This is a genomic window from Streptococcus mitis (assembly GCF_009496285.1).
Classification (GTDB): Bacteria; Bacillota; Bacilli; order Lactobacillales; family Streptococcaceae; genus Streptococcus; species Streptococcus mitis_BP.
The window spans coordinates 17,361-31,902 of record NZ_WIJK01000017.1; the positions used below are offsets into that span (position 1 = coordinate 17,361).

Sequence of the window (14,542 nt, forward strand, 5' to 3'; positions counted from 1 at the left end):
TTTCAGATGTTTATTTTATTTTTTGTGTAAAAATTCTTGAACTTTTGAGAATACTTGCTCTTTGCCAACTTCTCTCACTCGACTAGTCTGTGACAAGGCCTTGCTAATCTGCTTTCCATATCGTTTGCTTGTCATTCGGCTATCCAAGATCAGGACAGATGAGCGCTGTCCAAGACGACGCATGGTTCTACCAATCGCTTGTTTGAGGCGAATAATAGCCATCGGCAGTTGATAGTCATAGAAAGGATTTTTCCCTTCAAGACGCAGTTCCTGATTCATTTTTTTCGTAAAGGGATCTTCTGGATTTTGGAAGGGCAAGCGAGTCACCACTTCAATTACTCGAGGGTGAGTCGCAAAATCAACTCCCTCCCAAAAACTTCCTGTCCCTAGCAAGAGGTGAGAGTCTCCTCTTTCAAATCGTTTCTTGAGTTGAGCAGGATCCCCGTTCTTATATTGAGCTAAATGAGAAAGAGATAAAGAATCTGATACCTGCAACAAAAGGTCTTTTGAAGTGAATAAAACGAGCATGGGTTCTTCAAGATAGGACAAATCTTCCAGCACTTCTAAGAGAGCCTGAGCATAGTCTTCTTGAGAGGTTTCTGTCACCAATGGAAAATCCTTGACGACAAAAATTTCTTGATTTTCTTGAAAATTCTCATCCAATTTATCAAAAGCTGCATGTGGGAATCCCATTAGTTCTGGTAAAGATACTCTGCTACTAATTTCCAAGGTTGCAGAGACAGCTAAGAGTTGACAGCTTTCTGGAAAAATCTCCGAAAAGAGCAGACGTTGATTGCGACTGGAAGAAATGACAACCTTCTTGCTAGACAAGTCTGAGGTTGATAGCCAAAATTCTCCATCAGTGCAGAAAAATCGCTGATAGTCCTGGAAACCTTGAACGTCTAGCTCAGAGAAATCCTGTTGGAGTTGTGCTATTGTAGTCGTCGGGCACATTCTTCGTTTGCCAGATAGGAACTGATCCATCAAGTGACAAAGCTCAAAGCGAATACTCTCCATCAAGCGTCTCTGAAGCATCCCTTTTTCGCGAACCAAGGCTTGATCTAGTTGGTCTACTATGTCGTTTAAAACAAAACTCTTTTGTAAAAGATTTTCCAAAGTTAATAAGATCTTCTGGGCCTCATCCAAAATCAAGAGACGCCCTTCTAAGAGACTAGGATCATCTTCAAGTCGAGTAACGAGGTAAGCATGATTGGTCACAAGTAGCTGGCAAGAGCGAGCTTTTTTCTGCCCCCGTCTCCAAAAATCCTCTAGCCAAAAGAGAGAAGCTTTGGGAAGATTACCATCGTGTACCAAGTTTGGTAAAAACTGCTGGTAACGGTAAAGCTGACCAATCTCGTCTAGGTCCCCCGTTTCTGTCTCGGTTAACCAAACCAAGAGTTGCATCTTAAATCGAGTGTACAAACGATTGGATTCTTCTTCCTCTAGTGCTGCATGAAAGGCATCTAGTTTTAGATAATTCTGTGGTCCTTTAAGATTATGAATCGAAAGGTGAAAGACCTCTTCCAGCCTACGAGCTTCTTCTTGCATCACTTGATTTTGTAGAACTTTAGTAGGAACACTGAGAAGGATTCCTTTTTCGTTTTCTAGTGATAAAGCGGGTAACAAATAGCCGTAGGTTTTCCCAATTCCAGTCTGAGCTTGCACAAAAGCAATTTTCTCATTCTGTAGAAAATCTTGAACCTTTTGAGAAAAACTAGCTTGTGAGGCTCTATCTTCCAAATCCAACAAGGCAATATTGGTTTGGAAATCTTTTGAGAGTTTACGTGGAGAAAGGGCTAGCTTTTCTTTTCTTAAAAATAAACCTTGCACCTCTACCAAGTCATGTTCAACTAGGATCGACTGCTTCTGATAAACTTCCTCGATGACCAGATAAGACTCATATAATAAACCATCTGACAAACTTAACAAGCGCTCCAATAAGCCTTTTGGCAGTCCAAACATTTTTTGTCGCATACAAAGAAAGAGCTCTGCTGTTGCTTGGGCATCTGATAAGGCAGTATGGGCTTTTTCTAGTGAAATTCCCAACTCTTGACAGAGAATCCCCAGATTATACTTTTCAAGTTGAGGATAAAACACCTGAGCCAACTCGACTGTATCGATACGAGGAGTGCGCAATTCATAGCCCTCAAAAAAGAGAAATTCTGCCAACAAATTGGCATCGAACTGGACATTGTGCGCAACAAAAACACCGTCCTTGACCAAGTCAAAAATTTTTCCAGCCACCTGAGAAAACTCTGGTGCCTCTGCTAGTCGCTGGTCGGTCAAACCCGTTAATTCTTTGATATGAGAATCCAAGGGTTCGTGAGGATTGACATCCGTGGCATATTGGTCAACAATCTCGCCATTTTCAATGACCACGATTCCTACTTGGATAATTTTTGCCTTGCTTCCGGTACTGGTCGCCTCTAAATCCACGACAACGTACCGATCATTTCTAAAATTCATCATTAAAAATTATATCAAAATTTACAGCATTTGACATCCATGAACTTGATTTGAAGAGTCAAGTTTCTTGCAAGTTTTGAACAAAAATGATTGAATAGAAGTGTAGAAAAGGAGTTACATCATGAACCCATTAGATTTGTTTAATCAAGTAAAAGAGCTAATCGAGAAAAAAGATTTGGCTGCCGCAAAAACCTTTGTCGAAGAAAATAAGGACCAGCTCGGTGAATACCTTAGTCAGGCTCAAAGTTTGATTTCAGGATCAGAAGGAATCGGTAATCTTGTTGATAAGGTCAAAGGCCTCTTCTAATAGTCAAAAGGCACCTGAAAACCTCGAGCCCACTGAAAAAGTAACTCTCTTACTTTTAATAAAATGAAAACCGAGGAGTCTCTCACCGATTTGAGCGAAATCCTCGGTTATTTTTTATTTATTAAGGTCATAATTCGTTTCATATTGACCACGAAGATGCTTGTGGCTGCCTGTAACTCCATGTTGAAAAGACCCGATGCCCTTGCAACATCAAAGCCATGTCTCTGTTTTAGTTCGGCATTCTTCGCTTCGATTTTATAGCGATGTCTGGCCATTTCTTTAAAATAAGGTGTTTCCTGAAATTTCTTCTGGAAAAGATGGTCGTTACTCTTAATGGTTATTGAATAAGTTTTAGACTTTGCCCCCTCCGTATAACACCCTTCCTTGGAAAGGCAACTCTTGCACTTCTCAATGTCAAAGTAATGAGTGACAACTTGATTTTTATTTTGATATTTTTTTCCTGTCCTTGCTTTGCGAACAGCCATGTGTCCTTCTGGACAGACAAATAGCCCTGCATCTTTATTAAATTCAAACGCATCCTCTTCTTTACGGTAACCTTTTGAAACTGAAGGGTTCAGTTTTGACACCAAATGAATCTTTTCTTTGCGAGCTAGTTGAATGTTGTCCTTTCCTGAATAAGCCGCATCACCAATAATAGTCTCGATGTCCAGACTATTTTCCTTTGTTTTGGCATATAACTCAGGTAAATATTTCCCATCGCTTTGTTCACCAGAAGTGACCACACAAGCAGTAATAATCCGTTCATCTGTCATAGCGATATGACTTTTATATCAGCTGTCTTATGTCCAAGTCTAGCCTGCTCCTTAACAGAAGCTTCCAAGTGTTCTAAGTCATCATCGACAGCCTCTTTTAGGTAATTGAACTTTTGAGAAACAGCCGGTAGGGCTAAGAGTTCCTCGTGTTTTTCAACCACAGCCATTAATTCCTCTGTATAGGTCAACTCTGCTTCGAGGTTATCTTCTTGAGGTTTCTTTGGAAATTCTATTTTGATATCTTCTGAATGTTTATAAATCGTTTTACGTAAAGCTTTTGAACGCTCCCTAAGAATTTCTTGGGGCTTCTTATGATTATAATGAGATTTGGTGTGAGTGGCATCCACAATGAGGATTTTACTCTTAATCAAGTTATGTTCGAGTGCAATTTGAACAGACTTTTGAATCAATACATCAAGCAGTTTGTTATCTTTAATTCTTAGCTTTCTAAATTTTGTCAGAGAGGATGGTTCGATAACAGAATCCTCCGGAGCTAGACCAAGAAAAAATTTAAAGGCCATATCTGACAAGGAACGTTCCACCACATCGACATCTGATAACTTATAAATATCTTTCAACAAGAGATATTTGAACATCATAATCGGTGAATAAGCTTTACGCCCAAAATCGGGACGATAATTCTTTTCTAGTTCATCATAAATAAAGCTGAAATCACAGAGTTCAGTTAGCTGACGTAAAAAGTGGGTTTTCGGAACAACGATATTATACAAACTAGAATAAGGACTGACATCCATAGTTAACTGATTATCAAGCATTATTTCACCTCATCTCTAGTATAACAAAAAAGCCATCAATTTGATGACTTTTTCAGTGGACTCAAAACCTCAGGTGTCTTTTTGTATCCTCTTCATGAAGGCTAGGATATGTTGACTAATCGTGGTTGGCAGAACTACAAAATTGTCCTCAGCTAGTTCTTGAGCAATTGCTGAATGTAGATAGGTCGCTACAGTCACTCTTTCATAGAGACTAACTTGTGGAAATTGGCCTGCAAAGCCAGCAATCATACCAGCCAGAGTATCCCCCATGCCTCCAGTTGCCTGATAGGGGCCACCGACACTCAGCTGATAACAATCAACTTGTCCAGCTTGCCAGATTCGAGTCGCAGGACCTTTTTGAACTAAAATCGTTCCTGAAGGAAATCTCTTCAAAGTCTCTCCTGTTTCCTCAGTTCCTTGGGAAGTCAAATCTAATCCTGACAAGACTTGCCATTCCCTTTGATGAGGAGTTAAAACAAGCTGATCCTTAGGAAATTTCATTCCCGTCTTAGCAAAAATGGATAGGGCACCACCATCCAGTATGAGGGTCTGGTCTTGATTTGAATAATGAAAGACTGTTTGGAGAAGCTCTTCTCCACGCTCATCATCCACTAGTCCAGGTCCGACCAAAACAACACTTGCTTTCTGTAACTGTTGCTCCAGTAATTGCTTATCATCAATGTCAAAAGCCATGGCCTCCGGCAGATGGCTATGCAGAGCTGGAATATTCTCTTTATCCGTCGCTACTGTCACCAAGCCTGCGCCACTTTTAACAGCCCCTAAGGCAGCCATAATAATCGCTCCCCCATAGGGATAAGTCCCACCGATCAAGAGAAGACGCCCGTAGTCTCCCTTATGACTAGAACGAGGACGCTCGATGATCACTTTTTTCAGTAGAGCTTGATCAATCTCTTTCATACACTACTCCTTCAACTTATCCTTACAATGTAGTACTTGATTAACCTTGGTATTCCAAGCCTGTAACCCTTCTCCCTCATAGTCTAGGTAAATCACTCTATCTTGTAATTGACAAGGAATCAAACCTTCAAAACAAGCCTTATCTTTTGACGGGATGATACACAAATGAAGAAAGGTATTCAAATCTAAACTATCTCTTACCTTCGCAACATGATAGCCATCAAAGATATAACCTGGCGCTTGAATTAATTCTTCATACAGAAAATGAAAACTAACGCCAGGAATGAACTTTTCTTGCAATTCCTCTTCAGAAGGTGCCCTTCCTAACAAACGCTCCATAGCGAGTCGGTAACCCGAAGTCGTATTAGACCATCCGAACATGATATAGTCAAAATAGTCTGCTGGATCAGAAGCTGCATTACGACTATCTGTAACTATCTCAGCCCCACTTTTACCAAATACTTTTACCGCCGACATGATTTTTCCAGTCTGAAAAATAGCCTGAGCCACCTCAACTGTACAAGTATGACTACAATAATTTGAAGTAACCAACTTCCTCTGGATATCATAGGTAGAAGCTACAAGGCGATGACTTGGTCTGTAGGGAGGAAAAAAGCTATGCTCTTGCAAGTAATCATGAATTTGTATTTTTAATTCAAGATTCTCACATTCCACAATGGTCTGACGATGATGGTCCTGTTCATAAGCAATAAACTTTGCTAGCTTCTCCAATTCCCATTCTTGAATCTGAGGATAGTTTTCAAGAGCAAATTGATACATCCCATCCCACTGGAGACTATAATCTGCATTACAAACTTTTACAATCATGGTCCTTCTCCTCACATTCTCTTACTTCAATTATACACCTCACTACCCAATTAATAAAGACTGTGGGACAGAAATCGGTAATTCGTTAGAATTCGATTTCACCGTCCCACCTCCGCACAGTTGAGCAGGGCTGTAAAAGCTGATGAAATCAGCGTAGTAGAACCCACTCAACCACTGCGTCTTGCTCGACAATCCAAAGACAATCGAGAGGCTAGGACTTTTGTCCCAGCCTCTTCTTTTATAATGGTTAGCTTTTTAAGAGCTGGAAGTTATCAGCCTTATTTTTCTTTACGTTTAACAGTTAGTAGAGCCACTGATAAAACAAGACTGAGGCTTGCTAGGAAGGCAGCTGTATCAGATTGAGTTTCACCTGTTTCTGGAAGTCTTGCTGCACTTGCTTTTCCTGAAGCATTTTCAAGGGCCTCTCCATTAACTGTAGTTACACGATCTGATTCTACTGGTTCTTGGTTTTGTTCTTTATAGACAATCGCATAAAGTCCTAGATCTTTGGTGACAAATTCAACTGTGTCACCTACTAGCGTCACCCTTTGGACCTGCAAGCCTTGATCTAAGCTCATGTGATAAACCTCTTGAATCTGATCTTTAACTGGTAATCTTACTAGAACCGCACCTTTTGGAGCAACCATCTGGTTGTCTTTATCCAGTAATTTCACTTGATAAGCATCATATTGCTTACCAGCTAATTCTTGGCGTAGAACTTTTTGAACTTGAAGCTTGAGATTAGCATCCAAGTCTTGAGATAGCCCTGCTACCAGAACTCCAGTTTCCTTATCAGATAAGATTTGAACCTCTGCAGCTGGTTTTTCCACACTTGGAGCTGGCTCATTTCCCACTGTAGCCAATGTTCCTGTGTATTCTGGCAGCTCGTTCTTGGCTGCTTCCACAGCATTAACGCTACCTGTAAATTCTAGGACTTCGTTCTTAGCTGCCTCTACCGCATTGACTCCGCCCTTGAATTCTGGGACTTCTACTACCGGAGCTGGTTCGTTGCCTACTGTGCCGATTGCTTCTGTGTATTCTGGCAACTCGTTTTTAGCGGCTTCTACTGCATTGACTCCGCCCTCAAATTCTGGCACTTCTACTACAGGAGCTGGTTCGTCGCCTACTGTGCTGATTGCTTCTGTGTATTCTGGCAATTCATTCTTAGCGGCTTCTAGAGCATTGACGCCACCTGTAAATTCTGGGACTTCATTCTTAGCTGCCTCTACTGCATTGACACCACCCTTGAATTCTGGGATTTCTACTACTGGAGCTGGCTCATCGCCTACTGTGCCAACTGCCTCTGTGTATTCTGGCAACTCGTTTTTAGCGGCTTCTATTGCATTGACGCCGCCCTCAAATTCTGGCACTTCTACTACTGGAGCTGGCTCATCGCCTACTGTGCCAACTGCCTCTGTGTATTCTGGCAACTCGTTTTTAGCGGCTTCTACTGCATTGACGCCGCCCTCAAATTCTGGCACTTCTACCACTGGTGCTGGCTCGTCGCCTACTGTGCCGATTGCATCTGTGTATTCTGGCAATTCATTCTTAGCGGCTTCTACTGCATTGACACCACCTTCAAATTCTGGGACTTCTACTACTGGCGCTGGCTCATCACCTGCTGTCCCGATTGCATCTGTGTATTCTGGCAACTCATGCTTGGCAGCTTCAGCAGCATTGACGCCACCATCAAATTCTGGAATTTCTACGACTGGAGCTGGCTCGTCACCTTTGCTAGTAGTAATGGCTGGTTTGACCTTAACTTCAACAACTCGATCTTGCGCCTCAGTCGTATCTATATGAACAGTGGTACGGTTAAATCCTAGAACCTCAACATAATCAACTCTTTCACCCTTCTTACCTTCTGAGATTACACGACGTTCATCTTGAGCTAAGTCATTGTTTTCACGAATAATTTCCTTAAATGGAATTTCGCTCTTGACAACTTCTAGACTTGGTCGTTCGAGAACAGGACTTTGGTCGCCTTCTTCAGGAACTATACGGTGACTAGGTTTGAAATGAATACGATATTCCTTGACAAGACTACCATCCTTAGCAAGAAGACGGACAAGAGTAGGAAGGTTATCCTGACTAGACTCAACAACCGTTGTCACACCGTGACCACTTGCTTGAGCAGTCACCTGTGGTTTAGTGCCATTTAAGCTCACTGTATAATCTGAAACCTCAGGATCAAAGTTTTCTAATGCTTTTCCAGCAACCGAAATAGTCACTGAAGGAGTTTCCACATCATTTGCTTTAGCAGGCGAGTAAGCACTAAATTCGACCATTGCTAGACCATTAGTTGTAGATTTACGAGTCATGCGTGCTCGAATAGCTGTTGTCTGAATTGGATCAAAGGTAAATTCGATTGGCTTACCAGCCACGATTTCTCCAGACGCCTTATAAGGAATTTCTTGCCAGTTCTCTGCCTTGTTAAATGGATGATCCGCATTCTCTTCATAGCGAGAAATAGTGCTTGGTTCTGTATAGGCAGGCCCAACATATCTTTCTAATACCATTGTCGCTGGTGCGTCTGTTCCACTGTCCTTAAAGAACTGAATAGCTACTTTTCCAACAGACTGAGGTGTAATCTGACCATTCTTCTTAAAGAGAATTCCCACAGATGTTTCTTGATCTTTCGGAGTACGAGACCAGTTAGTCCAACGTCCATCTTCGTTAAAGTGACCATCGTTGATATAGAAAATTTTATCCCGAGAAGCTGCTTGTGTATCATTTGTAGTAGATGCAAAGGCTTTAGAATCTGTCGCATTATTGCTTGCATTTTCTGAGATAACTTGATTACCTTTTGTAACAACTGTTACTTGCATCTTGGTTGTTAAGTCTGTTCCTAGAACATGACCAAGCACTTCAAAGTTACCTTCTTGGGCAGTCGCATGTTCTGGAACTGCATCCCATTGGACAGCAAGGTTAGCTTTAACCCAGCCAGTCTGTGATGGATAGTAGACTGTTACTTCGGTAGGCAATTGAAGTTGATCGCCAACTTTCAAGGTCTGGGCACTATTTTCCGCAGCTGCTGGTTGTGTTGACTCTTTTTCGTCATCACGGAAGATACGATATTCTTTAAGAACAGTTCCATCCTCAGCTTTCAAGATAAGACGTGTCGCACCTTTTTCACTTGTTGCTGGAACAACCGTTACCAAACCGTTGTTGCTGGCTGTGGCAGTGATTTCCTTGCTAGCTTGAGGAATATAATAATCTGTCTTAGATGGATTGAAATGTTCGAGCTTCTTACCATCTACTTGGATAGAAATTTCTGAGCTGGTAGCACTTGGAACCTTACTTCCTAAAATAGTAATTTCTGTTAAACCAACACCAGCCTTTCCATCTGCCTTCTTCATACGCATACGAACAGCATAAGTTTCAACCTTATCAAATGTAAAGTGGTTTGTTTGACCTGCAGATAATTGTCCAGGAGCGTGAAGATTTTCTACAGCCTTCCAGTTGGCAGCATTGTTAAATGGATGCTTCGCATCTCCTTGAGCATGATTGACATCGTTTGGAAGATCCGGAACTTCTTGACCGACATAGTATTCGATGACATATTCTTTTGGAAGTCCGATAGCTCCGTCTGTGTAGAAATCAACGGAAAGATTATCAACAAAGCGTTTGGTCAAATCTCCTGAATTACCAAACAAGATAGATGCCCAGTCATTATCAGTACCTGTTTGCCATGTAGTCCATCGATTCTTAACATCTGTACTGGCTCTTGAAACTGTCAAGTCGTTCAAAGTACTTGCCGAATCATCCCCACCCGTATTGGATACAATAGCAGCTGGCAATTGAGAACCAGTCCACTGTTTAGAGATATTATTTCCAGCAACAACTTGACTAGAAACACGAACATGGGCCTTGGTAGTTAGATGGCTACCCACTAATTGACCCTTGATTTCATAGATACCTTCAGTCTGACTCAAGTTTTCAGGAACCTTGTCCCAAAGGACATCTTTATAGACAGTTGTTCCATTAGAATGATAAGCACGAACACTAGCAGGTAATTGAACCGTTTCACCCTTAGGAAGAGTGAGGCTGATTTCTTCTGCAACCTGCAAACCTTCAACAGTTACATTTGCTAAAGCTTCAATATCTGTACCTTCGACATGACCTTTAAGGGTAAAGCTATGATAGTAACCAAGTTCTTTGACATCTACCTTGTCCCAAGTTACAGCTACCTTACGAGGCAAGCCCTTGTCAAATTCTGCTCCGATTTGATCAGGCAAATTCGGTTGCTGATTGATATCTGTAGAGATAGAAACAGGATGCAGCTTGACAATTTTCTTGTCTACTGTATTTTCTTTTATCACAAGTTCAGTTGCTACAGACTGAGTCTTATCAGTTTGATTGTCAATACGAGGAGTGAGGGTTACACTACCTTTCTTGTAAAGAAGCAAGTTCTGGCCGTTCACTTCAAGATGTCCACCATCAGCTGACTTAGCTTCCAAATGGATATCTGACGCTGAAAATTCAGTTTGTGTACCATCTTCGTAGTGCCCAATGACATGATAAGGGAGAACTTGGTCTTCTGTTGCAGTCTCTTTTCCTTCAACGCTTACTTCCAAGCGTGTCAAGGCAGGCGCTTCTTTCACAAATTGAATCAAGTAAGTTTGAACTAAATCGCCCTTCTGGTCACTCAAGAATACAGAAGCCTGATAATCATTAGCTGCTGAAGCTTGTTGAACGGTTACCTGATAGCCTGTTGTCTGTGCTCCAACACTTGGGATTTTAGCAGTATAAGGAAGGGATACTCGGTAGTAGGTCTTTCCAGGCTCAAAGTTTTCAAGAGTCTTATCTCCAACCGTGAGACCTGTAACCGTATTTTCTGTTTCCTGATCACTCGCGATAAAGGTTGCCGTAACCTCGTAGTCATTGCCTTCCAATTTACCAGTTGCTTCGGTACGTCCACCTTCTTTTGTCAAGGCAGATGGATCTTTCAAGGTCCAAGAAACGACTTCCGCATCAACTAAGTTACCATCTGATAAAACAGCTGTTACCGTTTTATCCAAATCTTCTGCTGCTGTTCCCACTGGGACTGTTGCTACCTTAGGCAACCACTTATCGAGTGCAACCACCTTAACAAGAGCTTCAGCCTTGGTTTCGAGACCTTCCACACTACCAAGAACTTTTTTCTCACCAGCACTTGAAAGGAGATCTTCTGGGATGTCCCAAGTCACAGCTTTTTCTTCGACACTACCATCGCTATAAATAGCTGTCACAGTCTCTGGCAATTTAGGATTTTCGCTGACATCAGTTCTTGCTTTCACAGGGGCAAAAGCAACAAAATGGCGATTTTCTTTCTTGCCTGAAACGGTTGTGACTGTTGCATGATCAGAGGCTAAACCTGCAGAATCCGCATAAAGAGTGAATTTACCTTCTTTTTCAGTCGATTTTACAATGACAACACCTTTACCATTGAAGGCTTTTCTTTGCCATGTACCATCTTTCTGAGCCTTATAACGTTCACGGCTAGCTTGTTCCCCATTGTCCACACCGACGATTTGGCCTTGGCCATGAAGATTGAAATGAACAAGATTATTGGCAGTTGGTACAACATTGCCGTCTTCATCAACGATTTCATAATGGATATAAGACAAATCTTTACCGTCTGCAGTAATGACATGTTCTTCCTTGGTGAGACGAACTCTAGCTGGCTCCCCTGCTGTTGTCACACTGTCACGCGCAATTTCTTTGCCATTTTCATCACGAGCAATAGCTGTTAAGGTACCTGGTTTATAGTCCACCAACCACTCAAGGTACAATTCACTTGGTTTAGCTCCCTCGTGATAAGGGCGACCATCTTCAGTTGTTTTCTTAACAAATTCCTTCTTACCAAGGGATTCATTGTTCAAGAACAATTCTACGCTGGCGGCATTTGAGAAGGTCCGAACTGGAACCTTACCATTGACCAGCATATTACGTTCCTTGAGCGTTTCTTCAGTCCAATTCCAGTGAGGCATGATACGAACAGTTGGTTTTTCTTTGGCACTATACCATTCACTACGGTAGAGATAGAAATCATTCTTAGGCAAGCCTGCCGTATCAATGATACCAAAATAAGAGCTTTTTACTGGTGTATTATCTTGGTTATGCCATGGTGTAGGTTCACCGATATAGTCAAAACCAGTCCAGATGAACTGACCTGCATAGCCAGCACGATCACGGTCAAAAGTCCAAGATTCAGTAGCTGTTCTACCCCAGGCTACACGGTCATTACCATAGTCTGATTGTTCATAGTGACGATTTGGGCGATTGTCGTGCCAGAGTAAATGAGCAGGATCAAAATAAGAATCTCGAGTTCGAGTCGCTGAAGAGGTTTCAGAACCATAAATCAACCAATCTGGATGTTCCTTACGAACCGCATCATAATTCCGTTCCCCATAGTTCATACCAACAGCATCCATGATTGCTGCTAATTCTAAGAACAAGCCGCTTGATCTACGACTGAATTTGTTTTCACCCATAGTCACATAACGTTCTGTATCAATTGCTTTGATGATGGCTTTCAAACGCTTAGCTGTTTCTAGAGAGCGCTCACCACCATCTGCTTCATCAACTTCGTTACCGAGTGACCACATAACGATAGATGGATTATTTTTATCACGTTCAACCATGGTTCTAAGGTCAAAATCAGACCACTTCTCACCCTTCTTAGCTTCTGGGTGAGTTGCATCTTGGTCAAAGAAACGTCCATAGTCATACGTTTTCTTGCCACGATACCAAGTATCAAAGGCTTCTTCTTGGACCAAAAGTCCTAGACTTGCCGCAGCATCAAGCAACTGTGGACTTGCTGGATTGTGGGTTGTACGGATAGAGTTAACTCCCATATCTTTCAGGAGTTTTAATTTACGGTAGGTTGCCTTATAGTTTTCTTCTGCCCCCAAGGCACCGTTATCATGGTGGATACTAACTCCATGGAATTTCATTCTCTCGCCATTAAGAGAGAATCCTTCCTTAGCTGTCCAGTTGAAATAACGATAACCAAAAGTATCTTCTGTTACATCAACTAGCTGACCTTCATTATAAACCTTTGTTTTAAGAACATAGAGTTGAGGATTATAACTTTTCGTTGTCCAGAGAGTTGGCTTGTTAACCAAGATCGTTTGTTTAAAGTCTGCTGTCTCATTTCCTGATAGACTCTTAGTTACAGAACGAACCAAATCTGAGACAGCCTTACCTTCCTTAGTAAAAATCTGTTGCTCCACAAATACCTTGGCTAAAGTCTTGGCAGTGTTTTTTATCTTGCTTTGAATTTGTGTTTCAACATTGCCATCTTTTTGTTCAGCCAATTTTGGAGTTGTAATATGGTTTCCATTTTCAGCCACTTGCACCTTGTCACGATAGCTAAGTGTCACATCGCGATAGATCCCACTTCCTGAGTACCATCGACTACTTGGCTGTTTATTGGTAACTTGGACCGCAATGGTATTTTCACTACCATCCTTATTTAAAAATTCAGTGATATCATATGAAAAATGATTGTAACCACTTGGATAATGACCTACAAATTTACCATTGACATAGACCTTGGAGTCCATGTAAACTCCATCAAAATTAATACGAACATCTTTATCCTTAGCAGCTTCATCAACCGTGAAGGTCTTACGATACCAGGCAGTACCACCATTTAGTTGACCACCTTCATTACGAGCAGGAGACTTGTGATCGAAATCAAAATAGATACTCCAGTCATGAGGAAGGTTCAACTTAGACCAGTCATGAACATCCACATCTTTCTTAGAAAAATCACCCTGAGCGTTTAGTTTAAAATACCAGTCTTTGTTGAAATTTTGTTTTCTTTCCTGTAAAAGTTGGTCTTCTTTTTCCTTCTCTTTTGTGGCTTGAGGCAATTCACTTGCAGAAGCTTTTTCTTCCTTGCTTTTATCGTCCGTTACAGGTTTATTCTGATTAGGTTTAGCAGTATGTTCTTCTCGAACTGCTGGCTTGTCAGAACTTGCTTCTGAATCTGTAGACTCTTTCCCGTCCACTTCAGTAGCAGGTTTTTCAGTTTTTTCAACTTTGTCTTTTTTAGGGCTAACTACTTCTGCTTCCTTTTCTTCCTTAGGACTTGTAGCCTCAGTCATCTTTTCTTCAGTTACTGGTTTTGCTGCTTCAACCGCATCATTTTCTTCTCCAGTAGCTGAATCTTGTGGGCCATTTTGCTCAGCTTTTGCAACGGCCACAACATGATCATCTGGAAGCTTATCTAAAGGTTGAACTTGGTGAATCGTTTCTTCGCTGGGACTAGTTGTTTCAGTTTCCGCAGCTTGCGCTACCTGAAGACCAAATATACTAGCTCCAATCATAACCGAAGCCGCACCAATGGCGAATTTACGAATACTAAAATGACAGCGTTTTTCAAAAAATCTCTTATCCATTAAATCCTGTTTTCCTTTCTTATATATTTAGTAAGCGATTACATTCTTTGCTAAAAAATAAACCTCCTCCCAGAACGCCCACTA

At 41.5% G+C, this 14,542-nt stretch carries 5 protein-coding genes and 1 pseudogene; 1 reads left to right on the top strand and 5 read right to left on the bottom strand.

Annotated elements, in window-relative coordinates; translation table 11 throughout:
• Nucleotides 1–15: 15 nt before the first annotated feature.
• Entirely contained in the window at nucleotides 16–2,469 is a 2,454-nt protein-coding gene (locus GEZ89_RS06510; protein ID WP_194251841.1) for a bifunctional DnaQ family exonuclease/ATP-dependent helicase, read from the bottom strand.
• Nucleotides 2,470–2,587: 118 nt separating this feature from the next.
• Here GEZ89_RS06510 and GEZ89_RS06515 point away from each other — a divergent pair, with 118 nt between their 5' ends.
• Nucleotides 2,588–2,773 carry a hypothetical protein gene (locus GEZ89_RS06515; RefSeq protein ID WP_075230421.1) on the top strand — a complete coding sequence of 62 codons (186 nt, stop codon included), beginning with the start codon at nucleotides 2,588–2,590 and terminating at the stop codon, nucleotides 2,771–2,773.
• A 107-nt stretch (nucleotides 2,774–2,880) separates the two neighbouring features.
• Here the strand turns inward: GEZ89_RS06515 and GEZ89_RS06520 are convergent.
• From GEZ89_RS06520 to GEZ89_RS06535, 4 genes and pseudogenes are all read right to left on the bottom strand, one after another.
• Nucleotides 2,881–4,322 (bottom strand): annotated as a pseudogene (locus GEZ89_RS06520) (IS1182 family transposase).
• Nucleotides 4,323–4,391: 69 nt separating this feature from the next.
• Nucleotides 4,392–5,240 carry an NAD(P)H-hydrate dehydratase gene (locus GEZ89_RS06525; RefSeq protein ID WP_153225410.1) on the bottom strand — a complete coding sequence of 283 codons (849 nt, stop codon included), beginning with the start codon at nucleotides 5,238–5,240 and terminating at the stop codon, nucleotides 4,392–4,394.
• Between the two features lie 3 nt (nucleotides 5,241–5,243).
• A complete protein-coding gene (locus GEZ89_RS06530; protein ID WP_153225411.1) occupies nucleotides 5,244–6,068 on the bottom strand; it encodes a phosphate ABC transporter ATPase in 825 nt (274 codons plus the stop codon).
• 278 nt (nucleotides 6,069–6,346) lie between these two features.
• Nucleotides 6,347–14,458 (bottom strand): SIALI-17 repeat-containing surface protein, encoded by an 8,112-nt coding sequence (locus tag GEZ89_RS06535; RefSeq protein ID WP_153225412.1) that lies wholly within the window; start codon nucleotides 14,456–14,458, stop codon nucleotides 6,347–6,349.
• Nucleotides 14,459–14,542: the final 84 nt, after the last annotated feature.